Consider the following 24,667-nt stretch of genomic DNA (forward strand, 5'->3'; position numbering starts at 1 on the left):
AATACCTCCCCCAGCTCCCCTAAAGGGGGCTGGGTTTCTTCACTTGAAACTATACGCCAGATTGGAGACGGTCAGATGACCACAGTCGAGCCCGAATTCGCCGCAAATATCGAAAAAGAAGCCAAACGCGCGCGCCTTTTCACACGTATCAACAAAGCCGACGCATGGTTCTCGGTGCTGGGCCTTGCGTGGATGACCCCCATTCTGAAAGCCTTCGCAGGAGACAATCCACGAGCACAAATGAAGCAGATCTGGTTGCTTTTAGGGGTCCCCCTCTTGTCGATTCTGTTGTTTTTGGCCGCATGGGGCGCGCTGGCTCCAAAAGTTGAAACTTCCCTTGGCGCCGTCCCCGGCCCAGCACAGGTATGGGAGCAAGCCAAAGTGCTGCACGCGGACGCCATTCGCGAAGGCCAAAAAGAGAAAAAATTCTATGAACGCTTAGCGGTGCGCAACGAAAAACTCATTGCAGAAAGCAAGGCAGACCAAGTCAAAACCCGCGCCTATACTGGCAAACCAACCTATTACGCCCAAATCTGGACCTCCATTCAAACCGTCTTCTTTGGCTTTCTCATCGCCTCGGCGATTGCAATCCCCCTCGGAATTGCTGCGGGTCTCTCGCCGATCGTGAACGCAGCGATCAACCCCCTCATCCAGATTTTCAAGCCCGTATCGCCGCTCGCTTGGCTCCCCATCGTGACAATCATCATTTCGGCCACATACGCTACGAACGACGGTCTGTTCTCGAAATCCTTTCTCACCTCTGCGATCACGGTGACGCTATGCTCGCTCTGGCCCACCCTCATCAACACCAGCCTTGGCGTCGCGAGCATCGACAAAGACCTGATTTCGGTGAGCAAAGTCCTCAAGCTTTCGACTTACACCAAGATCACCAAACTCGTTCTTCCTTCGGCCCTGCCCCTGATTTTCACCGGATTGCGTTTGTCGCTCGGCGTCGGCTGGATGGTTTTGATCGCGGCGGAAATGCTGGCCCAGAACCCCGGCCTTGGCAAATTCGTCTGGGATGAGTTCCAGAACGGTTCCTCAAATTCACTCGCAAAAATCATGGTTGCGGTCCTGACCATCGGCATCATCGGCTTCTTGCTTGATCGTCTGATGTTCACCATCCAATCGCTCTTTACCTTCTCAGAGAACAGGTGATCGACATGGCTGTTGTAGAATTCAAGAATGTTTCCAAAGGCTTCGGTGTCGGCACCGCCCATGTGGACGTGTTGCACGATCTGAGCCTGAAAGTGGAGGAAGGCGAATTCCTTGCCATCCTCGGATTTTCCGGCACAGGGAAATCCACGCTGATGAACATGGTCGCGGGCCTCACAACTCCTGACAAGGGCGAAGTCCTTTTCCGAGACGCGCCCATCACCGGCCCCGGCCCTGAACGTGGCCTCGTGTTTCAAAGCTATTCCTTGATGCCATGGCTAACGGTGTCTGGAAATGTTGCCCTCGCGGTGGACTCGGTTTTCAAAAGCAAAAGCAAAGCGGAACGCGCAGAAATCGTCGCCAAATACATCGAAATGGTGGGGCTCTCCCACGCCGGAGATCGCCGTCCAGCAGAGCTTTCCGGCGGTATGCGCCAGCGGGTTTCGGTGGCCCGTGCGCTGGCGATGAACCCAGAAGTGTTGCTCTTGGACGAGCCATTGTCAGCACTTGATGCCCTCACCCGCGCCAATCTCGCGGATGAAATCCTCGACATTTGGAACGCCGACAAAAAGACCGTGATCCTGATCACCAATGACGTGGACGAGGCGATCATCATGGCTGACCGCATCATCGCCCTCAACCCTGATGGAACGCTGTCCGAACCCTTCGCTGTCAGTATTCCGCGTCCGCGTGATCGCATCGAAATGAACGATGACGTGGTATTCAAAAAACTGCGCGCGAAAATCACCCAACACCTGATGGATGTGGGGATCACAAGCCGCGTTGAAGGGACCCGCACCCTCCCTGACGTCACCCCCATTCACGGAGTTCCCGCCGCCGTCGCCAAAGCCCAAGAAGGCCTCATTGAGGAACGTTTCCTCGACTTCTCGCAACTGCATAAAATCTATCCCACCCCCAAAGGCCCCCTCACCGTGGTCGAGGACTTTGATCTTAAAGTGAACCGTGGCGAATTCATCTCGCTGATCGGCCATTCTGGGTGTGGGAAATCCACCGTTTTGACGATGGCTGCGGGGCTCAATGATATCTCAAAAGGCGGTATTCGTCTGGATGGCCGCCACGTTCAAGGCGCTGATCCCGAACGCGCCGTGGTGTTTCAGTCGCCCAACCTGTTCCCGTGGCTGACCGCCAAAGAGAACGTCTCGATTGGGGTTGATAAAGTCTATCCCAAGGCCTCAATGGCGGAGCGCCAAGACGTGGTGGAATACTACCTTGAGCGCGTCGGTTTGACGGATTCCATGGACAAAATGGCGACCTCCATGTCCAACGGGATGAAGCAACGCGTCGGCATCGCCCGCGCCTTTGCCTTGTCGCCCAAACTGCTTCTTCTGGACGAGCCCTTTGGCATGCTCGACAGCCTCACGCGCTGGGAATTGCAGGAAGTTTTGATGGAAGTCTGGTCGCGTACCAAAGTGACCGCCGTTTGTGTCACCCACGATGTTGATGAAGCCATTTTGCTGGCGGATCGCGTGGTCATGATGACCAACGGCCCCCAAGCGACCATCGGAAAAATCCTCGACGTTGATTTGCCACGGCCGCGCACCCGCAAGGCCCTGCTAGCCCATCCCGACTATTATAACTACCGCGCCGAGGTTCTTGATTTCCTTGAGGAATATGAACACGGCAAGACCCCCAAAAAAGCGAAAGAGGAGGCGGCATGATGGCCCAGAAACTCGTTATTATCGGCGCCGGAATGGCGTCAGGACGGGCCTTAGAAGAGTTGATTAAACTCGATCCTAGCGCCTACGATGTCACGCTTTTCAACGCAGAACCGCGCGGGAATTATGACCGTATCATGCTGTCGCCTGTCCTCTCTGGGGACAAAGCTTTCAACGATATCATCATCCACACTTCTGACTGGTATGCGCAAAATGGTGTGACGTGCCGCTTTGGCGAGAAGGTCGCGAAAGTGGATCGGGAACGTAAGATTGTGGTTGCCGAAAACGGCGACGAAGTGCCCTATGACAAGCTGATTTTTGGCACTGGTTCAAACCCTTTCATCATCCCGCTTCCCGGGAATAATCTGGAAGGCGTAATCGCCTATCGCGACCTTGAAGACACCAATAAAATGATTGAACTTGGTGCGGAAAAAGACGCCAAAGCCGTGGTGATTGGTGGCGGTTTGCTGGGCCTTGAAGCGGCCGCAGGCTTGGCCCTGCGCGGCGTCGACGTCACGGTTGTTCACATCATGGGCCACTTGATGGAACGGCAACTCGACGAAGCAGCAGGATACCTGTTGCGCAAAGCCTTAATCGACAAAGGCATCACCGTGCTCTGCTCTGCCAACTCCAAGGAAATTACTGGCGAAAACGGCCACGTTAAGGCGCTGATGCTAGATGACGGCACCGAATTACCCTGTGATTTACTGGTTATGGCCGTGGGCATTCGCCCCAACGTTGCCCTCGCCAACGAGGCAGGATTGATGGTGGGCAAAGGCATCCATGTAGACGATAAAATGATAACGTCGGACGCCGATATTTTCGCCGTTGGCGAATGTGTGGAACATGACGGTGCGATCTTCGGTCTCGTCGCCCCGCTCTACGATCAAGCCAAAGTTTTGGCACGCACATTGGTCAATCAAGACGCGAAATTCGTACAGCGCGAGATTTCCACCAAGCTCAAAGTAACAGGCTGTGACCTGTTTTCAGCGGGCGACTTTGCCGAAGCCAGTGATCGCGAAGACATCGTTTTCCGCGACCCGTCGCGCGGCGTTTACAAACGTTTGGTGCTCAAAGAAAACGCAGTGATCGGCGCGGTGATGTATGGCGACACGGCCGACAGCAACTGGTTCTTTGGACTGATCAAGTCAGGGGAGGACATCAGCGAGATGCGAGACACGCTGATCTTTGGCCCTGCCTTTCAAGGGGTGCCCCCCTGGACCCTATGGCGGCCGTTGCAGCCTTACCAGATGACGCTGAAATCTGTGGTTGTAACGGCATTTCCAAAGGCGAGATTATCGCTGCAATTAACGCAGGTTCCAACACTTTGGACGCCGTAAAATCGACGTCCAAAGCGGGGTCCTCCTGTGGCTCCTGTGTGGGACTTGTCAGCCAAGTATTGGGCCTCACCCTTGGGGACGCGTTCATAATGCCCCAGATGGAAACGATCTGTAAATGTTCGGATCTCTCCCATGATGACGTCCGAAAACTGATCATCGCAAAGGGTCTCAAATCCATCCCCGCCGCGATGCAAGAATTGGATTGGAAGACGTCCTGTGGCTGTCACGTGTGCCGCCCCGCGCTCAACTATTACATGGTTTGCGCATGGCCCGGCGAAGAAGTGGATGACTCGCGCTCGCGCTTTATCAACGAACGGGTACACGCCAACATCCAAAAAGACGGCACCTATTCCGTCGTACCGCGTATGTTGGGCGGCATCACCACACCCAATGAATTGCGCGCAATTGCTGACGCCGCTGACAAGTACAACGTGCCAACGGTGAAGGTCACAGGCGGGCAGCGGATCGATTTACTGGGCATCAAAAAAGAAGATTTGCCCGCCATTTGGTATGATTTGGGCGAGGCGGGCATGATATCTGGCCAAGCCTATGCCAAAGGATTGCGCACGGTGAAAACTTGCGTCGGAACCGACCATTGCCGCTTTGGTACGCAAGATTCCACGGGCCTTGGCATCAAAATCGAAAAGGAGATGTGGGGCGCATGGTCGCCGCATAAATTCAAGCTCGCGGTGTCTGGCTGTCCGCGCAATTGTGCGGAAAGTACCTGCAAAGACCTCGGGATTATCTGTGTCGACAGCGGTTTTAAAATCTTGGTGGGCGGGGCGGCCGGCCTTGACCTTCGCCAGACGGAATTGCTGATGGTGGCCAAAACCGAGGAGGAAGCCATCGAGGTTGCCTGCGCCTTCTACCAACTCTATCGCGAGGGCGCACAGTACCTGCACCGCCCCTATAAATGGATCGACAAAGTCAGCCTTAATTGGGTCAAAGAACAGGTCGTGGACGATATGGAAAACCGTGCCGCTTTGGCCGCCCGTTTCCGTTATTCCCAGCAGTTCTATCAAATAGATCCATGGGCAGAACGCGCGAAAAAAGGCGTCGATGCGCATGAATTTGAACCCCTCGCAGATTTCACAAAGGTAGCCGCAGAATGACACAGTTTATTGACATCGGAGCCACGACCGACATCCCCGTTCGCGGCGCACGAATTGTGCGAACCTTGCACGGAGATATCGCGCTTTTCCATACGGCATCGGGCGCAATCTATGCTGTAGACGAGTATCTAGAGGGCAAAGCGGGGCCCCTCTCCAATGGCATCCAGCACGACGAAAAAGTAACCGATCCCATGCGGAACTGGATCTTTGATTTGGCCACAGGAGAAGCCCAAGGCGCGGATGAGGGATGCGTGGGCACCTATGAAGTGAAGGTCGAGAAGGGGCGCGTCCTCCTTGCGGTGTCTGCGGTCTTGGCACAGGTGGCGGCTGAATGAAGGCCGTTAAAACAACCTGTCCCTATTGCGGGGTTGGCTGTGGGGTTTTGGCCTTTGCTGACGGCACAATTAAAGGCGACCCCGATCACCCCGCAAACTTTGGCCGCCTGTGTTCCAAGGGATCGGCGCTCGGCGAAACCCTCGATTTCGAGGGTCGTCTTCTCGTACCGCAGATCGGCAAACGGGACGCAAGTTGGAACGAAGCACTTGATCTGGTTGCAAGCAAATTTCGCGACGCAATCGACGAACTCGGCCCCGATTCCGTGGCGTTTTACGTTTCAGGGCAATTGCTGACCGAAGATTACTACGTCGCCAACAAGTTGATGAAGGGCTATATTGGAAGCGCCAACATCGACACCAATTCGCGCCTGTGCATGGCGAGTTCGGTGGCGGGCCACAAGCGTGCATTCGGCACCGATACCGTGCCCGGAAATTATGAAGACCTCGATCAAGCCGACCTTGTTGTTCTGGTGGGAAGCAACCTCGCGTGGTGCCACCCAATACTGTTTCAGCGCCTTGTCGCAGCCAAAGCCGAACGCCCCAATATGCGCGTTGTCAATATTGACCCAAGGCGCACAGCCACCAGTGATTTGACCGACCTCCACCTTGCGATCAAACCCGATGGTGATGCCGCCCTCTTTAACGCGCTTTTGACCGAAATCGAGGCCCGAGGTGCCGTCAATACCCCTTATGTCGCTGCACATGTTACAGGCTTTGACGCGACCCTAACTGAGGCCCGCGTTAGCAACCCTAAAGATTGCGGTTTGACCCATGCGGAAATCGCAGAATTCATCGATCTTTGGATCGGAACTGAAAAAACCGTCACCATTTATTCGCAAGGCGTTAACCAATCCGCCGTCGGGACAGATAAGGTTAATGCCATTCTCAATTGCCACCTTGCAACAGGCCGAATTGGCCGTGCCGGAATGGGCCCCTTCAGCGTCACTGGCCAACCAAACGCTATGGGGGGACGGGAAGTAGGGGGGCTTGCGAATATGCTCGCGAACCACCTTGATTTGGAGAACCCTGCACACCGAAATGCAGTTCAAAACACTTGGAACGCGCCAGTGATAGCCGACCACGCAGGTCTCAAAGCGGTGGACCTATTTCAAGCCTGCTCCGAGGGCAAAATCAAAGCGCTCTGGGTGATTTCAACCAATCCAGCGGTATCAATGCCAAACGCGGCATTCGTTTCGCAAGCCATTGAAAATGTACCGTTTACCGTGGTGTCCGACATCATGGCGGATACCGACACGGGAGCGTTGGCCGATGTGTTGCTTCCCGCCACAGGGTGGGGTGAAAAATCCGGCACAGTCACCAATTCTGAACGCCGAATAAGCCGTCAAAGGCCCTTCATCGCAGGCCCAGAAGAAGCGCGCCCCGACTGGCAAATTATTTGCGACGTAGCCAAACGCATGGGCTATGCGGAAGGTTTTAACTTTACCAGCCCCGCGCAGATTTTCGACGAATATGCCAAGCTTTCAACCGCAACTGAACAATTTGGCAAAGATTTTAGCATTTCCGGCCTCGCGAACCTAAGCGAAGAAGAATACGACGCGCTCGCACCTGTGCAATGGCCCATAAAAAAAGGCCAAAAACCACAGGCCCGTTTTTTTGCCAACGGCAGGTTCTTTCACGCTGATGGCAAAGCCAAAATGCTACCGATCACGCCGCCGAGGAGCATCGATACACCCTATAGTTTCCGCCTTAATTCTGGTCGTATTCGAGACCAGTGGCACACCATGACCCGTACTGGGAAAACGGCGCGTTTGGGACAACATATTTCCGAACCTTTCGCGGAAATACATCCACACGACGCGGAAAAAATCGGCGTTTCTGACGCGGCACTTCTGCGTATTTCGGGGCGAAATGGCAGCGCGATTTTGCGGGTCATGGTTACGGAGCGCGCCCAAATCGGAAGCCTGTTCGCTCCAATGCATTGGACCTCCACTTTCTCTGAAAACGGGCGCATTAACCATGCAGGAGACTCGCAAGTTGATCCAATTTCAGGCCAACCTGCCTTAAAGGGAGCCCAAGTAACTGCCGTAGCATTTGAGGCGGGATGGTATGCTTTTGCTGCCGCCGATCACGAAATCCATTCCAACCGTCCATATGTTGCAAGAATGCGCAGCGATACCGGTTGGCGCGCAGAAGTCGCTGGCGTAAAACAGCCTTCGTCGTGGGAGCAGGAAGCGCGCGATACACTTGCACTAACGACGGGCGAGGCGATGGTTTTCGAGGACATCAATCGCGGATCAGTGCGGGTCGCCATTATCGAAGATTGCGTTCTTCGAGGGGCCTTTTTCGCCTCCAAATCCCCCGTGGCAGTCGCACGCGGATTTGTAACATCCCTCATTGGCTCGTGCGACACTCACCATGTTTTGGCTGGTGTTCCGGGAGCAGATCAACCCGATCCAGGCGCGGTGGTTTGCTCCTGTATGAACGTCGGCATAAACACACTCCGCGCCGCGATTGATGGGGGAGCGACGAGCGTTGAGGCCCTAGGGGGCTGCACAGGTGCGGGAACCAATTGCGGCTCTTGCAAGCCCGAACTTCAGGCTTTATTGAGAGATGTACCCTCATTGAAAGTGGCCGCCGAATGACAAATCTTGCCCCCTATGTCCGAATACTTGGGCGGGGGCCGGGACGTTCGCGCTCTCTCACGCAAGAGGAAGCTTTTGAAGCATTTTCGCTGGTTCTAAGCGGGGATTGCGCACCTGAATCCGTCGGCGCCCTGTTGATGCTTATGCGATTTCGCGGTGAAAATAGTGCCGAGATCGCAGGGTGTGTACAGGCTCTTCGGGCCCGTGTTTCGGGCTGGGAAACGGTGCCGGTATCGCTGGATTGGCCGACCTATGCGGCGGGGCGCACCCGCGGATTGCCCTACTTCCTGCTTGCAGCAAAACTGGTGGCTCAAACTGGGGAGACCGTGCTATTACACGGTTGGAATTCGCACCAGAACCCATTGGCCTCTGCGCGTGAACAACTTGCGCCACTCGGCATAAAAACCGTTACAACACCGCAACAAGCCATTGGTGCTCTCTCGACGGGTGGCGTGGCCTATGCCCCCTTGAAGAGCTCTCGCCTGAAGCCTTTAGGGTTTTGAAATTGCGGGATGTTTTCGGGCTTCGCTCCGCTGTCAACACAACCTTGCGGGTCTTTAATCCAACGGGAGCACTGGCTTCTGTTCAGGGAGTTTTCCATCCATCCTACCGCGAATTGCAAGCCGATGCAGGCGCGCTTTTGGGCCTCCCCTCTCTTTCTGTTATCAAAGGCGGTGGCGGCGAGTTCGAGCGCCATCCGTCTAAGGATGTTCAAGCCTTTGGATTGCGCGAAACAGTCGCATGGGAGGGGATCGCCCCTGCCCTCATGCAGGAAACCCGCAAGCTGGCAGAAGACGCGCCAGAGCCAGAAAACCTCGCGGCTTTCTGGCGCGGCGATATCACCAATCCTTTTGCCGAAGCTATCGTAACGGGCACAACGGGGCTCGCCTTGCTAACGCTTGGAAAAGCCGCGACAATCCAACAAGCGGACGAACGCGCACGGCAACTTTGGGCCGCACGCACACCGTCCATGTAGGAGAAATCGGTGAAAACATTTCCCATGTTCCTGACTGTCGCTGGACGTCGCATCGTTATTTGTGGCGGCGGCGAACAAGCGGCGCAAAAATGTCGGCTGGCTTTAAAAACCGAAGCGCAAATTGTGATTGCCGCCGGTGGCGAACTTGACGACGAACTCGCGGGTATCATCGCCCAAGGGCAAGCAAAACTTCATAGCACGGACGTAACTGTCGAGGTGTTTGAAGGCGCCGCTTTGGTTTTCATCGCGACGGGTTGCAAGGGGGCGGACGGCGCCCTTCATGCCATTGCGAAAGCGGCTGGCGCAATTGTAAACGTTGTTGATCAGCCCGCGCTTTGCGATGCGATGACCCCTTCCATTGTGGATCGCGATCCCGTTGTTGTGGCCATCGGCACTGAGGGGACCGCGCCCGTTTTAGCGCGGCAAATCAAGACCCGCATGGAGGAGTTGCTCGAACCAAACCTCGGCGATTTGGCCGCCCTTGTTGGACGGCTCCGCGACAGCGCGGCGCATCATCTCGGTCCCATTCAACGGCGCGATCTTTGGCGCTGGGTGTTTACGGCCAGCCCGCGTGCGGATTTCACCGCAGGCCGCGAACGGCCTGCCGCTCTGGCGATCAAAAATGCCATTGCGAACGGGGGCGCACCTGCCCAAGATTTGCCAGGGCTTTGTTTGGTTTCAACGGGACAAGGCGGGCGGGATATGATGACGTTGCGGTCGGTCAAACGGCTTCAGGACGCGGACGTCATTTTCTATGATGGTGCCTTTGATCGCAGCTACCTTGAGTTCGCGCGGCGGGATGCTGAACGCGTGGAAGCGCCGCGAGATCAGCCCATTGAAACAACGTCAGAACAAATGATCAAAGAAGCGCGGGCCAATCGGCGGGTTGTGTGGTTAACCCACGAAAACCCCGAAACCTGTGTGCAATGTGGGGCGCTCAAATCGGCCTTCGCAAGCGCCGAACTTAAGTGTGAAACGGTGGCCGGCGTGTTTTCACCAGCCACCGAATAGGTCATTCCGCCGCGTCGAGATAGCTTTCGAGCGGTGGGCAGGTACAGATCAAATTCCGATCCCCAAAGACGTTGTCGATCCGCCCAACAGGGGGCCAATATTTGTCGACTTTGAACGATCCGGGAGGGAAACAACCCTGCTCACGCGTGTAGGGGCGATCCCAGTCGCCAACCAGCGATGCAACCGTATGGGGCGCGTGTTTGAGCGGGTTGTTGTCGGCATCCATTTCACCAGATTCAATCGCTGCAATCTCAGCACGAATTGAAAGCATCGCATCGATAAAGCGATCTAACTCGGCCTTTGTCTCGGACTCGGTTGGCTCAATCATGAGCGTGCCCGCAACGGGCCAACTCATGGTGGGCGCGTGGAAACCGCTGTCCATCAGGCGCTTGGCGATATCATCCACAGTCACATGCGCAGATTCCGCAAACGGGCGCGTATCAAGGATACACTCGTGTGCGACGTTGCCGCCTTTGCCTGTGAACAGGACATCATAGGCGCCAGAAAGCCGCGCGCGGATGTAGTTGGCATTCAAAATGGCAACTTTAGTCGCGTTCGTTATCCCCTCGCCGCCCATCATCAGGCAATAGGCCCAACTGATTGGCAGGATTGAAGCTGAGCCAAATTGCGCTGCGGAAACAGGGCCTTCGCCGCCACCTGGCATTTCTGGATGTCCTGGAAGGAAAGGCTCAAGGTGCTTGCGCACACCGATGGGGCCCATTCCGGGACCACCACCGCCGTGCGGGATGCAGAAGGTTTTGTGCAGGTTCAGGTGGCTTACGTCGCCGCCCAATTTCCCCGGTTGAGCCAGACCGACCATCGCGTTGAGGTTCGCGCCGTCGATATAAACTTGGCCGCCGTAGGAGTGGGTGATTTCGCACACGTCCTTGATTGTTTTTTCAAACACGCCGTGAGTGGAGGGATAGGTGATCATACAGGCAGCGAGATTGTCGCCTGCGGCTTCGGCTTTGGCGCGGAAATCTTCCACGTCGATGTCGCCGTTTTCTGCGGATTTCACCACAACAACCTTCATGCCCACCATTTGCGCGGAGGCCGGATTTGTACCGTGCGCCGAAACTGGAATGAGGCATACGTCGCGGTCAAAATCGCCGTTGGAGCGGTGGTAGGCGGCAATGGCAAGCAGCCCCGCATATTCGCCCTGCGCGCCAGAGTTTGGCTGCATCGACATCGCATCATAGCCTGTAATCATGCACAACCGCTCCGACAGATCCTTGATCATTTCAAGGTATCCCTCGGTTTGATCAACGGGTGCGAAGGGGTGGATAGAATTAAATTCCGGCCATGTCACCGGCATCATTTCAACCGCCGCATTGAGCTTCATCGTGCAAGATCCAAGTGGGATCATCGTGCGATCAAGCGCCAAATCACGGTCCGCGAGGCGACGCATATAGCGCATCATTTCCGCTTCGGCACGGTTCATGTGGAAGATCGGGTGAGTTAGAAAATCACTAGTCCGCAGAAGCGCATCAGGGAAGTTTTGCGACAGGGTTTCGGAGGTGTTCGCCTGCCACTCTGTAGCCTTTGTGTCCAATCCAAAGGCACGCCAAACGCCTTCAATAACCGCGGCGTCAACAACCTCATCCACAGAAATTCCGACACGAGTTGTCCCAACTTTCCGCAGGTTAATCCCTTCGGCCTCGGCGTTCTTCAATATCGCATTTTGGAATGCACCGACTTCGACTGTGACGGTGTCAAAGAAGGATTTGGTCTCAACTCCAAAGCCCGCATCCGTCAGGCCTTTGGCCAAGGTTTGCGCATTGAAATGCACCATTTCTGCGATAGATTTCAGACCTTTGGGGCCGTGAAACACTGCAAAGAAGCTCGCCATAACGGCCAGCAAGGCTTGTGCTGTACAGACGTTGGAGGTCGCTTTTTCACGGCGGATATGTTGCTCGCGGGTTTGCAAGCTGAGGCGGTATGCCTTGTTACCTTGGGAGTCGATTGAGACCCCAACAATTCGGCCCGGCATAGAGCGTTTGAAGTTGTCGGCACAGGACATGAAGGCCGCGTGTGGGCCGCCAAATCCGAGAGGCACGCCAAAGCGCTGCGCCGATCCAACGGCGATATCCGCCCCCATCGCGCCGGGTTCTTTGAGCATGGTCAATGCCAAAAGGTCGGTCGCCATTGTTGCGCCGGCTTTGGCCGCGTGAAGCGCTTCAATCTCAGGGGTGAAATCCCGCAAGACGCCGAAGGTTCCAGGGTATTGGAAGATCGCGCCAAAGACTTCATCCGCCTTAAGATCATCCACATTGCCAACAATCACTTCGATCCCCAAGGGGGCCGCACGTGTTTGAATAACGGCAATATTTTGGGGATGACAATTTTCGTCCACAAAGAAGGCTTTGGCTTTGGATTTAACCACACGTTGCGTCATGACCATCGCTTCGGCACAAGCCGTAGCTTCATCCAAGAGCGACGCATTCGCGACCGGCAAACCAGTCAAATCCGACACCACAGTCTGGAAGTTGAGCAACGCCTCTAGACGACCCTGGGCAATCTCTGGTTGGTAGGGCGTATAGGCCGTGTACCAAGCGGGATTTTCCAGAATGTTGCGTTGGATCGCGGGGGTGTCACGGTACCGTAATACCCCTGCCCGATCAGGTTGGTCATCACCTTATTTTTCTTTGCCGTCACACGCATTTTCGCAAGCAAACCGTGCTCAGTCATGGGCGCCCAAGGCAATGGCTCCATTTGACGAATACTGTCAGGAACCGTTGCATCAATCAGCGCATCAAGCGACGGATATCCGATCACCTCAAGCATCTGCGCCATTTCTTCTGGCGATGGGCCAATATGGCGACGGTTGGCGAAATCGTAGGTGTTATAACCAGTGGTTTGATAGGGCATTTTTTTCCTTAACCGATAAAGGCTTTATAAGCCGCTTCGTCCATCATGTCGTCCATCGGGCCGAGATCGTCGACCTTAAGCTTCACAAACCAAGCGTCATTTTCAGGGTCGTCGTTTACTTTGCCCGGCTCGTTTACGATCGAGTCGTTCACTTCCATGATTTCACCGTCGATGGGCGCAAGAATGTCGGACGCCGCTTTCACGCTTTCGATCACAACGATTTCGTCGTCTTTTACGACCATAGTGCCAACTTCAGGCAATTCAACAAAGACAACATCGCCAAGTTGCTCTGCGGCGTGGGCCGTAATGCCAACAACAACAAGGTCGTCTTCGATGCGCAGCCATTCGTGTTCTTCAGTGTATTTCATAGGGTCTCTCCTGTTGGATTTTAGCGTTTATAAGTGGATGGGCGGAACGGCATGTCGGCCACGGTTGCAGGCACGCGTTTGCCGCGCAGTTCGGCGAAAATCTTGGTGCCCGTTTGCGCGAATTCAGTGGCCACATAGCCCATCGACATCGGGCCTTCGATGCTCGGACCGAAGGCACCGGAGGTCACTTCACCCATAGATTCTGTGGCAGTTTCATCGGCGAATAGAAGTGTATGCGCGCGCATCGGGGCGCGGCCCTCGGGAAGGATACCCACACGGCGGCGACTTGCGCCCGTTTCAAACTGCGCAAGGATGACCTGCGCGCCGGGGAAACCGCCTTCGCGCGCGCCACCGTTACGGCGCGCTTTTTGAACGGCCCATTCCAGAGCGGCCTCAACCGGTGTTGTTGTTGTGTCAATGTCGTCACCATAGAGGCAAAGTCCGGCTTCAAGACGCAAGCTGTCGCGCGCGCCAAGGCCGATCGGTTCCACATCATCTTGCACCAGCAAGGCTTGGGCAAAGGCAACGGCATTGTCGTTAGAAACCGAAATTTCATAGCCATCTTCGCCCGTGTATCCTGAACGCGAAATCCACAGCTCGCCAAAGTCGGAGGCCACCACAGAAACATCCATAAACACCATCTCGGCGGCCGAAGGCACAAGTGCCGAAAGGGCCGCCTCTGCTGCTGGACCTTGCAAAGCCAGAAGCGCACGGTCCTTAATTACCTCGATCTCACAATCAGGCAATCCAGCTTTCATATGGGCAATATCTGCTTCTTTACAGGCGGCGTTAACCACCAAAAACAAATGATCGCCACGGTTAGCAACCATCAAGTCATCGAGAATTCCGCCATCCTCATTGGTAAACATCGCATAGCGCTGACGCCCTTCGGCCAACGGAATAAGCGACACAGGCACCAAACTCTCAAGGGATTCAGCCGGATTATCGCCACGCAGTAAAACTTGCCCCATGTGGCTCACATCAAACAGTCCCGCTTTGGTGCGTGTATGCAAATGCTCTTTCATCACGCCCAGCGGATATTGCACGGGCATTGCGTATCCTGCGAAGGGCACCATTTTGGCCCCAAGCTCGACGTGTAAATCATGAAAAACGGTCTGTTCTAATACGGCATCAGTCATCTGGCGTCCCCATTCTCTGATGCACGTGCAAGCGCGCGGCACCATTCAAAGCCCGCCCGATGCGTGCCTTTCTGATGCCCCCTCTGTCTTTTGCGCCTGAGATCGTTATCCCTTCGGCGGGCCTTGCGACCACTCTCCAGAGTTTTCGTACATCCCCGTGGTCCTGATGCCTGAGAGTTTACCGGGGCGGTTGCTCCTTCGGCACTATGAAACGCGAACGTTGCATAGATTCTCCCACTGAGATGCCAAATTAATACCGTTGAATTGAGCATCCGACAAGGGGTTGTATTCAGCCGCATACTGCGTAAATGCTGGGATATGAAAAATCCATTCTTTTTTGGCTATGGCTCGCTGGTTAATAAATCGACCCATTTGTATGAAAACGCCCACACGGCCCGAATCTCGGGCTGGCGTCGCACATGGCGGCATACGCCGCATCATCCGGTATCTTTGCTCACAGCAACCCCTTGTGCGGCAAGCGAAATTGACGGGCTAATTGCGGAAGTTCCCAACGCCAATTGGCAAGCCTTAGACGAGCGCGAAAGCGGTTATGATCGCCACGTCGCGACCACGGTTGCGCATCCCCTTTCGCACACTCCCGAAATTGCGATCTATGCCGTGCCTCTTCAAGTCCCGTTCCAATCGCCCCATGCCCCAAGGATACTTTTGAGCTATCTGGATGTCGTGGTTCAGGGTTTTTTGCTTGAATATGGCGAAGAAGGCGTTGCGAGGTTTTTTGCGACCACCGATGGCTGGGACACTCCGATTTTGAACGATCGCGCCACGCCGCAATACCCCCGCGCCCGCATTCTCAGTCCAGATCAAACAGCATTGGTGGATGATTTCATAGCCCGTCTAGCGATGAAACCGCAGTAGGCTTAACTGACGCGCTTGACGTGCGAATGGTTCTGGTTGGATCACGATACCCCCGTCGCCCGTTGTGGTTTTTCTAATTACTTTTCGTACGAGAACCAGCGCGACAATAGCAAAAACAATTCCCCGAGCGCTTGCCCGATCAGAATGCCTTTGGCACCGTACCAAGCACTGCCGAGCAGGACAAAGGGGATCGTTCCCAACGTGTGGCGCAGCCAGTTCACCCAAGTGGAGTAAAACGGGTGCCCAAGATTATTGAACGCCGCATTTGCCACGAAAATCACGCCGTTAAAGAACCACAACAATGCGAGCGGCCCACAGAACAACAAGATCAATTCCGCCGTCAAACCGTCTGCGTTAAACAATGCTAAAATTGGCCCCCGCAAAGCAAAAAGGACGCCTGCTGCCAGCACCGTATAGATAGCAATAAACAGCAACCCGTCTTTCACGGCTTGGCGCACGCGATCAAACAATCCGGCCCCATAGTTCTGTCCGATGATCGGTCCAATCGCACCAGACAGGGCAAAAATAACCGCGAATGATAAGGGCACAAGGCGCGAAACAACGGCCATTCCCGCCACGGCCTCTTCTCCATATTCCGCCATGCTAGCAATCACATAGGCTTGGCCGATGGGGGTGGAAAGTTGGGTCAAGACTGCGGGGATAGCAATTTGAAAGAGGGCGGGGAAATCGGCGCTAAATTCCACTTTTGTTGGCTTTTGCAGCCCCCCGTGGTGTTTATAAATCATGATCAACGCGTAGGCCGCCATGGCAACCCGCGCGGCAACTGAAGCCACCGCTGCCCCTGTCAATTCAAGGTCAAACCCGAAGATCAAAATCGGGTCCAAAATCGCGTTAACGATGCCGCCCATGATCGTGGCCATCATCGAGTGACGCGCCGCCCCATGCGCACGTAAAACCGCACCGCCAGCCATGCCAACAATCAGGAAAGGGAGACTCGGAACGATGATCCGCAAATAGGTGACCGTCAGCCCGTGAACCTCGCCTGTGGCTCCCATCCAAGTTGCAAAAACAGGTACGAAATACCAAACAATCGCAGCGAAAATGGCGCCTAAAATCACACCATAAAGCAAGGCCGTCCCCGCGCGGCGGCTGGCCATGTTAGCATCTCCAGAGCCTAAAGCCCGTGAGACCAAAGCCCCCGCCGCGATCGCCATGCCAATCCCAAAGGAGCTGGTGAAAAACAATATCGCCCCCGCATAGCCCACGGCCGCTGCGAGTTCTGCCTTGCCTAGCATTGAGATGAAAATCATATCGACAAAGTCGACCAAAAATACCGCCATCAGCCCAAGACTGGCCGTAACGGACATTACGGTGACATGACGAAACAAGTTCCCGGTAAGGAAGGTGGCCTGAGCAGTAGGGGACGACATTCGAAAATCCGATCAATTTTCTGCGACTATACCGCCGCAGAAATCAAAAGAAAGCGTCCGAAATTCACACGTCACTCTGCGCAGGCGCACAGAGTTTAGGATTTTGCGCGAATAACCTGCAATAATGGAAGGACTGTTTTCATGTCCGGACCGTGTTCCATGCCAGTCAATGCCTTGCGCAATGGCATAAACAATCCGCGTCCTTTGCGTCCCGTTGCTTCCTTAACGGCTGTGGTCCAAGCGCTCCATGTGTCACGATCAAACGGCCCGTCAGGCAACAACGCCATGGCTTCGCGCACAAACTCCGTATCCTCAGCTTCAATGACGGGATCACAACCCTCGCTAAATAAGGCCCACCACGGTGCCAGGTCACGCATGGTGGCGATGTTTTCACGGATTGCCTCCCAGAAATCAGCCGCGATATCGTCTGGCACTCCCAGCGCCGCGATAGCATCCGCAACTTTCTCGAACGGTTGTTCGGCAAGGAGCTTGGCAGTCAAAGGTTTTAGGTCTTCTGAGTCGAATTTTGTTGGTGCGGCCCCAAAATTGGAAATATCGAAACCGGCAATTAAATCGCTCATTTCACTGCGCAATTCCACCGGATCAGATGACCCGAGCCGCGCCATCAAACTCAGGATAGCCATCGGTGCGATTCCCGCGGCGCGCATATCGCGTAGGGAAAGTGTTCCCAAACGCTTAGACAAGGCTTCGCCCTGTGGCCCCGTCAAAAGGGAGTGGTGCGCAAAGCTTGGAACGGTGCCGCCCAAAGCCTCGATAATTTGGATTTGGGTGGCGGTATTGGTCACGTGGTCGGAGCCACGCACCACGTTGGTCACGCCGTAATCAACATCATCGCAAACGGACGCCAAAGTATAAAGGAACTGCCCGTCGCCCTTGATCAAAACCGGATCGGAAACGCTCGCCGCGTCGATAGACAAATCGCCGAGGATACCGTCGTTCCAGTTGATGCGCTCTTGCTTGAGCTTAAACCGCCAGTGCCCGCCACGTTCCGCCCGAAGCGCGTTTTTTTCCGCCTCCGAAAGTGCCAAAGCCGAGCGATCATACACAGGGGGTTTTCCCATGTTGAGTTGCTTTTTGCGTTTCAGATCAAGTTCTACCGGCGTTTCAAAACACTCGTAAAGGCGACCATCATCGCGCAACTTCTGCGCCGCTTCTTCATAGCGATCAATCCGCGCGGACTGGCGTTCGGTCCGGTCCCAAGTGAGGCCCAGCCACGTCAAATCTTCTTTGAGCGCATCCACATATTCTTGCTTGCTGCGCTCTGGGTCCGTGTCGTCAATCCGAAGGATAAATTCTCCCCCCGCAGCCCGTGCGATCATGAAGTTAAACAGCGCCGTGCGCAGGTTACCAATGTGGATATAGCCAGTGGGGCTTGGAGCAAAACGAGTGGTTGTCATGGGACTGCCTTTAAGTAGGGTTGGTCCCTTCTACGATGCAATTTTAGTCTGAGCAAGCGAACGACCCAACGTTAAGGGCGCAATTCAATGCAAAATGTGGCATTGGAATCAAAAAACGGGGGTCTCATGACAGATACATACATTATGCGGACGTATAAAAAGGCTCTCAAGCTTCCTTATGGGGCGCAGCTTTTTTCGGCCTACGCTGCCCGCAAGGCTCCGTATTTCAAAACCGTCCGCCCCCTCGTGACCCGGCTTGAGCCTCATCACTGTGATATTCTGATCAAGAAACGGCGTGCGGTCCAAAACCATATTGGCACAATGCATGAACCATATTGGCACAATGCATGTGATTGCGATTGCAAACGGTCTGGAAATGGCAATGGGCTTTATGGCGGAAGCCTCGGTTCCCGCGAATTTTCGGTGGATTCCCAAGGGGATGACCTTGGAATACCCTGCAAAAGCGAATACGGATTTGACCTGCACGGCAAGCGTTGATCCATCAGCGTGGAAGGTGGGAAATTTGAACGTGACCGTGGTGGCGCATGATACGCAGGGGGTGGCTGTGGTGACGGGCACGATCCATTTATGGATCAGTGAGAAGCCTGCGCGTTAACTTGGGTTAACGGGCCAACGGGTATTTAAATCCTTCAACCCCGCGCTGATTAGGTGCTCAAGAATTGCGACATCTATATCCGCCAACTTATTGAAATAAAGGCAGGACTTTCCAATTTTGAATTTTCCGAGGCTTGCTAAAATATCGCTAAAATCGGCATACCCCGGAAGAATATATATCGAGAAATTCGCCTTGCGCGGTGAGAACCCCGTCGCCAAAAAATCACCTTCGCGACCACTTTCGTATTGGTAATGATACTGCCCATAACCAACAATACTGGGGCCCCACATCACCGGATCAAACCTCGTCACGCGCCGGAAAAGTGCGTCGAGTTCAACGGCGTCGGCGCGTTTTTGCGGGGAGGGAACGGCGGCCAAAAAATCGGCGACTGAAGCATCAGTGGGTAGCGTTTTATTGGTCATAATGCTCTCCCTTTTCGCAAATACCGCTTAGCCTTCGTCACGCCAACGGTTCACTATGGGGTAACGTCGATCCAACCAGAAAGCCCCCTTGGTGAGGCGCGTTCCCGGAGCGGATTGGAAGCGTTTATACTCGGAAATATACAGCAGGTGTTCGACTTTTTTAACCGTCTCGCGCGCATGACCTTGAGCCACGATTTCGGCGACAGAGAGGTCCTTGTCCACCAGCCCTGTTAAGATCGCATCGAGCACTTCATAGGGCGGCAAGCTGTCTTCGTCTTTTTGATCAGGTCGCAACTCAGCACTTGGTGGCTTATCGATAATAGACACGGGAATGACCGCGCCTTTGGGCCCCATCATCCAGTCACGGTGCTGGGCGTTGCGCCAACGGCATTGCTCAAACACACGCGTTTTATACATATCTTTTATGGGGTTATATCCACCAGCCATATCGCCATAGATCGTTGCATACCCAACGGCAACCTCGGATTTATTGCCCGTCGTCAAAAGCATTTCGCCAAATTTATTCGACATGGCCATCAGTAAAAGCCCACGCAAACGCGATTGGATATTCTCTTCGGCAAGGCCCGCCTCAAAGCCTTGGAACAGCGGCGCCAAGGTCTCAGTTATGGCGGCACGACCTTGAGCGATGGGGACAAAATCATAATGGCAGCCCAGATTTTCAGCTGCTTCTTTGGCGTCATCAAGCGAGCCCTGTGACGTATATTCACTCGGCAACATGACACAACGTACGTTCTGTGGGCCAAGCGCATCTACGGCGATTGTCGCCACGATAGCACTATCGATTCCACCAGACATCCCGAGCAAAATTTTCTTGAAACCGGTTTTGGACATGTAATCGCGCAGCGACAGAACCATCGCGTGATAATCCTGTTCCCATTCATCCGGATGCTCCGAAACTTGCCCCTTCGCAACGTTCCACTTGCCATCGGTTTTCACAAAATCTATGTGGCGAATTTCTTCGGAAAACACGGGCATACGATCGACCAATTTGCCATGCGCATCGACGGTAAAAGAGCCTCCATCAAAGACCTGATCATCTTGGCCGCCGACCATGTTAAGATAAATTAACGGCGTGCCCGTCGCCGCCACCCGCGCGCGCATGTGTTTTAGGCGCGTCGGAAACTTGTTGCGATAATAGGGCGAGCCATTGGGCACGAGGGAGATTTCGGCTCCCTGTGCGGCCAAGCTTTCCGCAACACCCGCGTGCCAACTGTCTTCGCAAATCGGACTACCGATGGTCATTGGGCCAATTTTATAGGGCGTATTCCCGCGTGCGGGTTCAAAAATTCGCACTTCGTCGAACACTGTCTCGTTCGGCAGATGACTCTTGAGGACCCGATGCGCAATTCTTCCCTGCTCGAGGATATAATAGGCGTTGAACAGATTCGTGCCGTCAAAATAAGGCCCGCCAATGCCAATCGCCGGACCCTCTGCGCAGCTTTCCGCCAAGCTCTCTATGGCCCGCATCGCATGCAGATAAAACGCAGGTTTCCGCACTAAGTCTTGGGTCTGATAGCCCACCGCGAACATCTCAGGCAGTGCCAGCATGTGCGCCTTAGCTTCACGGGCAATTTCCCATGCATCACGGGCTTTTTGAATGTTGGCGGCTATGGCCCCGACAGTTGGATTAAGTTGCGCGAGGGTCAAACGAAATGTCACGGGCCAGTCCTGCTTTTTGCGAGTAATAGAGGTTGTTTACCCCTGTGCGACCGCGAGGGAAAGACCCGCATCTGGCTTTCGGGTTAAGAGTGTTGCAAAACGCATTGCCCCCTGATGCAGCCTCGCCTAAGCTATCGCTTGGTAATCCCTTGGGATCACCAATGGAATATCCTGCCACCCAAGAGGATTAGCTGTGCCCTACGCGACAACCGTTAAAAAATTTCAGCCCATTTTTTCCGACATTTTCGGAGCGTCAACCGCCCTTCTCTGCGCGGCGGTCCTTGTTGTGGGCCTCGTCCCTGCACTTGCCTTTGGGCAGGAGGAAGCCGCCAAGGAATATTCAAATGGAGGTCTCTATGAGGGCACTTTCGTTGATGGAAAACAGCACGGACGCGGACATTACACCCTTCCCAACGGCTATGTTTACGACGGCGAGTGGTTTGAGGGCGAAATCCGTGGTCTTGGGATTGCGCAATTCCCCGGTGGATCGGTTTACGAAGGTAATTTCTCAAAAGGCCGCCCAAACGGATTTGGCAAAATCACTTTTGCCGATGGCGGTACCTATGAAGGCGACTGGGTTGATGGCGAAATCACCGGTAATGGTGTGGTTGAATATGCCAACGGGGTGACCTTTCAGGGCGGTTTGAAAAACGCGTTGCACCACGGTGTCGGCACCATGCAAAGCCCCAACGGGTATGTTTACGCGGGCGAATGGCAAGACGGTGCGAAGCATGGCATGGGCAAAATCAACTACCCCGATGGTGCGATCTACGAGGGACTTCTTTCTGAAGGTCTGCGCGCGGGGCAAGGCGCTCTTACGATGGCCGATGGGCTTGTCTATACTGGCACTTGGCAGAACGATCAATTTCACGGCGAAGGCGTTCTGACGCAAGCCAATGGCGATGTCTACACGGGTACATTTGTGGCCGGAGCGCGCGAGGGCGAAGGAAGCGTGGCCTATGCGAACGGCGACACGTTTGTAGGCACCTTTAAGGCGGATAATCGCGAAGGCCTTGGTACCTTTACGGGATCTGAGGGCTATCGTTACACGGGTGCGTGGCGTGCAGGGAAAATCGAGGGCAAGGGCGAAATTACGTATCCCGACGGATCTGTTTACACTGGCGGCTTTCTAGACGGCCTGCCGCATGGCAACGGAAGTATCAAATATTCTGACGGTGGTTCCTATGACGGCGGTTGGAGCAAAGGTGTCATTCAAGGCGAGGGCCGCGCGGCCCAGTCAAATGGTCTAATCTATGAGGGCGGCTTTGTTGACGCACAATACGATGGGACCGGCAAAATGACTTACCCAAGCGGCTATGAATATATTGGCGGCTGGAAAGCGGGAAAACGCTCTGGTGATGGCACGGTCAAATACGCCGATGGCTCTGTTTATACAGGCGAATTTCTAGACAACAAACGCGCGGGTATTGGCGAAATCACGATGCCGGACGGATTTAAATACTTTGGGTCTTGGGCGGATGGCGTGATGCATGGCCAAGGCGTGACGACCTATGCCAACGGTGATGTGTACACGGGGAACTTTGCTAGCGGCAAACGCCACGGCAAGGGTACAATGGCCTTTGCTTCGGGACAAGAACAAGCGGGCGAATGGACGAACGGGGCCTTCACGCCAAAAGACGTTGCCCCCGCGACCGACACCCCTACCGAGGCCCCCGCATCCGAATAAACGGTCTCCGGATATTTTTTCAGAATTGCTCTTCCCTTTCGTCACTTGGCGGCTATGATCCCCCTATGAACGCAAACGCACATATTTCCACGATCGCAGACGCGCCCATTTTGGGCCGTGCGCTTGGACTCCGTGCCCTCCTCCTTCTTAGCTGCCTCTGAGCGTGCCTGTTTGGCGCGAACGCTCAGGGGAGGACACGCGCCATGCACCGAAGCGATACGCTTCTTTCCAGACAGCTAAGAACGACGAAAGATTTCACACATGACAGATAAATCCAAACAAGACCAAGTCTTGATTTTCGACACCACTTTACGTGATGGCGAACAAAGCCCCGGCGCGACCATGACCAACACCGAGAAGTTGGAAATCGCCGAGATGCTCGACGATATGGGCGTCGACATAATTGAAGCGGGCTTCCCCATTGCCTCGGAGGGCGATTTCGCCGCCGTGAGCGAGATTTCACGTCTTGCCAAACAATCGGTAATTTGCGGCTTGGCACGCGCAAACTTCAAAGACATTGATCGTTGCTGGGAAGCCGTCAAACACGCGGCACGCCCTCGCATCCACACATTTATCGGAACATCCGCGCTGCATCGCGCGATCCCGAACCTGAACAAGGATGAGATGGCCGAACGGATTCACGACACTGTAACCTACGCGCGCAACCTGTGTGACAATGTGCAATGGTCGCCGATGGATGCCACCCGCACCGAAGAAGATTACCTGTTCCGCGTCGTGGAAATCGCGATCAAGGCAGGCGCGACAACGATCAATATTCCCGACACCGTCGGCTATACGGCCCCCGTGAAAGCGCGGAAATCATCCGCCGTTTGCTGGAAAATGTTCCCGGTGCGGATGAGGTCATTTTTGCCACGCATTGCCACAACGATCTTGGCATGGCGACGGCGAATTCCCTGGCTGCGGTTGAAGCGGGAGCGCGTCAAGTCGAGTGTACCATCAATGGACTGGGCGAACGCGCTGGGAATACCGCGTTAGAAGAAGTCGTGATGGCGCTTAAAGTCCGCAACGATATCATGCCCTATCAAACCCGCATCGATACCAAAAAGATCATGCAAATTTCGCGCCGCGTCGCCGCCGTTTCTGGCTTCGCTGTGCAATACAACAAAGCCATTGTTGGCAAGAACGCTTTCGCCCACGAGAGCGGCATCCACCAAGACGGCATGTTGAAAAACGCCGAAACCTTCGAGATCATGCGCCCCGAGGACGTGGGTTTGACCGAAACCAATCTGGTTATGGGCAAACACTCAGGTCGTGCCGCGTTGCGCTCGAAGTTGGCTGACCTCGGTTTTGAATTGGCCGACAATCAACTGAAGGACGTATTCGTCCGGTTCAAGGAATTGGCAGATCGCAAGAAAGAAATCTTTGAGGATGACTTGATTGCCCTGATGCGCGACAGCGACGCCACCGAGCAGAATGACCGTATCAAGGTAAAATCCCTGCGTGTGGTCTGCGGCACAGAAGGCCCACAAGAAGCAGCCCTGACCCTCACGATTGACGGAGAAGATAAGGCGGTAACTGCCACGGGCGACGGTCCTGTTGACGCGTCGTTCAATGCGGTCAAAGCTCTGTTCCCTCATTCCGCGCGTTTGCAACTGTACCAAGTGCATGCGGTGACCGAAGGGACGGATGCACAAGCAACTGTCTCTGTGCGGATGGAAGAGGATGGCCGGATTTCCACAGGCCAGTCTGCGGACACCGATACGGTCGTCGCGAGCGTCAAAGCCTATGTAAACGCGCTCAACCGTCTGATCGTTCGCCGCGAGAAATCCGTGCCGAACGAGGACGTGAAATCGGTTAACTACAAAGATCGCGCCTAAAATTAGTTCTAGCTTGGGGTACAGAAAGTCATTTTTCTGTACCCTTTTTCTATCAAACGAGATGAGGAAATCTGCGGATTGTTGGATATGTGAAATTTCACAGCATTTTGACGGCAATGTTCGGGCCCAAATGTTGCAAATGTATAAGCGGCAAGA

16 protein-coding genes, 4 pseudogenes and 1 riboswitch are annotated in these 24,667 nt (G+C 54.6%); of the genes and pseudogenes, 13 read left to right on the top strand and 7 right to left on the bottom strand.

Annotated elements, in window-relative coordinates:
• Positions 1-75: 75 nt before the first annotated feature.
• The 8 genes and pseudogenes from RC74_RS01490 (at position 76) to RC74_RS01520 (ending at position 10,208) form a co-directional block, all read left to right on the top strand.
• Positions 76-1,158: an ABC transporter permease gene (locus RC74_RS01490; RefSeq protein ID WP_039004452.1), complete on the top strand. Its 1,083-nt coding sequence runs from the start codon at positions 76-78 to the stop codon at positions 1,156-1,158.
• A 5-nt stretch (positions 1,159-1,163) separates the two neighbouring features.
• Positions 1,164-2,834: an ABC transporter ATP-binding protein gene (locus tag RC74_RS01495; protein WP_039004550.1), complete on the top strand. Its 1,671-nt coding sequence runs from the start codon at positions 1,164-1,166 to the stop codon at positions 2,832-2,834.
• Positions 2,834-5,283: pseudogene (gene nirB / locus RC74_RS01500) on the top strand (nitrite reductase large subunit NirB). The gene RC74_RS01495 and the pseudogene nirB overlap by 1 nt, the downstream one beginning before the upstream one ends.
• Positions 5,280-5,618, top strand: a complete 339-nt coding sequence (locus tag RC74_RS01505) for a nitrite reductase (NAD(P)H) small subunit (protein WP_039004454.1) — start codon at positions 5,280-5,282, stop codon at positions 5,616-5,618. The pseudogene nirB and the gene RC74_RS01505 overlap by 4 nt, the downstream one beginning before the upstream one ends.
• On the top strand, positions 5,615-8,221 hold the full coding sequence (locus RC74_RS01510; protein WP_052275127.1) for a nitrate reductase: 2,607 nt from the start codon (positions 5,615-5,617) through the stop codon (positions 8,219-8,221). Before RC74_RS01505 ends, RC74_RS01510 begins: the two co-directional genes overlap by 4 nt.
• On the top strand, positions 8,218-8,724 hold the full coding sequence (locus RC74_RS23450; RefSeq protein WP_335339565.1) for a hypothetical protein: 507 nt from the start codon (positions 8,218-8,220) through the stop codon (positions 8,722-8,724). The genes RC74_RS01510 and RC74_RS23450 overlap by 4 nt, the downstream gene beginning before the upstream one ends.
• A gap of 2 nt (positions 8,725-8,726) precedes the next feature.
• A complete protein-coding gene (locus tag RC74_RS23455) occupies positions 8,727-9,197 on the top strand; it encodes a hypothetical protein (protein ID WP_335339566.1) in 471 nt (156 codons plus the stop codon).
• 9 nt (positions 9,198-9,206) lie between these two features.
• A complete protein-coding gene (locus RC74_RS01520) occupies positions 9,207-10,208 on the top strand; it encodes an NAD(P)-dependent oxidoreductase (protein WP_052275128.1) in 1,002 nt (333 codons plus the stop codon).
• A gap of 1 nt (position 10,209) precedes the next feature.
• Here RC74_RS01520 and gcvP read toward each other — a convergent pair.
• The 3 genes and pseudogenes from gcvP to gcvT form a co-directional block, all read right to left on the bottom strand.
• Positions 10,210-13,076, bottom strand: a pseudogene (gene gcvP, locus RC74_RS01525) (aminomethyl-transferring glycine dehydrogenase).
• A gap of 8 nt (positions 13,077-13,084) precedes the next feature.
• On the bottom strand, positions 13,085-13,444 hold the full coding sequence (gcvH, locus tag RC74_RS01530) for a glycine cleavage system protein GcvH (protein ID WP_039004457.1): 360 nt from the start codon (positions 13,442-13,444) through the stop codon (positions 13,085-13,087).
• Positions 13,445-13,464: 20 nt separating this feature from the next.
• Positions 13,465-14,583 carry a glycine cleavage system aminomethyltransferase GcvT gene (gene gcvT / locus RC74_RS01535; RefSeq protein WP_039004458.1) on the bottom strand — a complete coding sequence of 373 codons (1,119 nt, stop codon included), beginning with the start codon at positions 14,581-14,583 and terminating at the stop codon, positions 13,465-13,467.
• A 148-nt stretch (positions 14,584-14,731) separates the two neighbouring features.
• Positions 14,732-14,830, bottom strand: a riboswitch (glycine riboswitch).
• 71 nt (positions 14,831-14,901) lie between these two features.
• Between gcvT and RC74_RS01540 the strand changes: the two genes are divergently transcribed.
• Positions 14,902-15,459: a gamma-glutamylcyclotransferase family protein gene (locus RC74_RS01540; RefSeq protein ID WP_039004459.1), complete on the top strand. Its 558-nt coding sequence runs from the start codon at positions 14,902-14,904 to the stop codon at positions 15,457-15,459.
• A gap of 77 nt (positions 15,460-15,536) precedes the next feature.
• On the opposite strand, the gene RC74_RS01545 is transcribed toward RC74_RS01540, so the two are convergent.
• Both RC74_RS01545 and gltX read right to left on the bottom strand, forming a co-directional pair.
• Positions 15,537-16,850: an MATE family efflux transporter gene (locus RC74_RS01545; protein ID WP_335339567.1), complete on the bottom strand. Its 1,314-nt coding sequence runs from the start codon at positions 16,848-16,850 to the stop codon at positions 15,537-15,539.
• A 95-nt stretch (positions 16,851-16,945) separates the two neighbouring features.
• Positions 16,946-18,268 carry a glutamate--tRNA ligase gene (gene gltX / locus RC74_RS01550; RefSeq protein WP_039004461.1) on the bottom strand — a complete coding sequence of 441 codons (1,323 nt, stop codon included), beginning with the start codon at positions 18,266-18,268 and terminating at the stop codon, positions 16,946-16,948.
• Positions 18,269-18,412: 144 nt separating this feature from the next.
• On the opposite strand from gltX, the pseudogene RC74_RS23635 reads away from it, so the two are divergent.
• Both RC74_RS23635 and RC74_RS23290 read left to right on the top strand, forming a co-directional pair.
• Positions 18,413-18,511 (top strand): annotated as a pseudogene (locus RC74_RS23635) (hotdog fold domain-containing protein); the annotation flags it as partial.
• A gap of 82 nt (positions 18,512-18,593) precedes the next feature.
• Positions 18,594-18,884, top strand: a complete 291-nt coding sequence (locus RC74_RS23290; RefSeq protein ID WP_250637067.1) for a DUF4442 domain-containing protein — start codon at positions 18,594-18,596, stop codon at positions 18,882-18,884.
• Here the strand turns inward: RC74_RS23290 and RC74_RS01560 are convergent.
• Positions 18,881-19,306 (bottom strand): DUF1801 domain-containing protein, encoded by a 426-nt coding sequence (locus tag RC74_RS01560; protein WP_039004462.1) that lies wholly within the window; start codon positions 19,304-19,306, stop codon positions 18,881-18,883. The genes RC74_RS23290 and RC74_RS01560 overlap by 4 nt on opposite strands.
• A gap of 27 nt (positions 19,307-19,333) precedes the next feature.
• Positions 19,334-20,986 carry an NAD+ synthase gene (locus RC74_RS01565; RefSeq protein WP_039004463.1) on the bottom strand — a complete coding sequence of 551 codons (1,653 nt, stop codon included), beginning with the start codon at positions 20,984-20,986 and terminating at the stop codon, positions 19,334-19,336.
• Positions 20,987-21,272: 286 nt separating this feature from the next.
• Here RC74_RS01565 and RC74_RS01570 point away from each other — a divergent pair, with 286 nt between their 5' ends.
• Positions 21,273-22,673, top strand: a complete 1,401-nt coding sequence (locus RC74_RS01570) for an MORN repeat-containing protein (protein ID WP_236940063.1) — start codon at positions 21,273-21,275, stop codon at positions 22,671-22,673.
• Between the two features lie 261 nt (positions 22,674-22,934).
• Positions 22,935-24,511, top strand: a pseudogene (locus tag RC74_RS01575) (2-isopropylmalate synthase).
• The last annotated feature ends 156 nt before the right edge of the window (positions 24,512-24,667 follow it).

It is taken from the genome of Falsihalocynthiibacter arcticus (assembly GCF_000812665.2).
GTDB lineage: Bacteria > Pseudomonadota > Alphaproteobacteria > Rhodobacterales > Rhodobacteraceae > Falsihalocynthiibacter > Falsihalocynthiibacter arcticus.

Excerpts from the sequence above, each read along its gene's own strand:
- RC74_RS23290 (WP_250637067.1), top strand. The coding sequence starts at position 18,594 with ATGAACCATATTGGCACAATGCATGTGATTGCGATTGCAAACGGTCTG.
- RC74_RS01510 (WP_052275127.1), top strand. The coding sequence starts at position 5,615 with ATGAAGGCCGTTAAAACAACCTGTCCCTATTGCGGGGTTGGCTGTGGG.
- RC74_RS01560 (WP_039004462.1), bottom strand. The coding sequence starts at position 19,306 with ATGACCAATAAAACGCTACCCACTGATGCTTCAGTCGCCGATTTTTTG.
- gcvT (WP_039004458.1), bottom strand. The coding sequence starts at position 14,583 with ATGACTGATGCCGTATTAGAACAGACCGTTTTTCATGATTTACACGTC.
- RC74_RS01505 (WP_039004454.1), top strand. The coding sequence starts at position 5,280 with ATGACACAGTTTATTGACATCGGAGCCACGACCGACATCCCCGTTCGC.
- RC74_RS01495 (WP_039004550.1), top strand. The coding sequence starts at position 1,164 with ATGGCTGTTGTAGAATTCAAGAATGTTTCCAAAGGCTTCGGTGTCGGC.
- gcvH (WP_039004457.1), bottom strand. The coding sequence starts at position 13,444 with ATGAAATACACTGAAGAACACGAATGGCTGCGCATCGAAGACGACCTT.
- gltX (WP_039004461.1), bottom strand. The coding sequence starts at position 18,268 with ATGACAACCACTCGTTTTGCTCCAAGCCCCACTGGCTATATCCACATT.
- RC74_RS01545 (WP_335339567.1), bottom strand. The coding sequence starts at position 16,850 with ATGTCGTCCCCTACTGCTCAGGCCACCTTCCTTACCGGGAACTTGTTT.
- RC74_RS01490 (WP_039004452.1), top strand. The coding sequence starts at position 76 with ATGACCACAGTCGAGCCCGAATTCGCCGCAAATATCGAAAAAGAAGCC.
- RC74_RS23450 (WP_335339565.1), top strand. The coding sequence starts at position 8,218 with ATGACAAATCTTGCCCCCTATGTCCGAATACTTGGGCGGGGGCCGGGA.
- RC74_RS01540 (WP_039004459.1), top strand. The coding sequence starts at position 14,902 with ATGAAAAATCCATTCTTTTTTGGCTATGGCTCGCTGGTTAATAAATCG.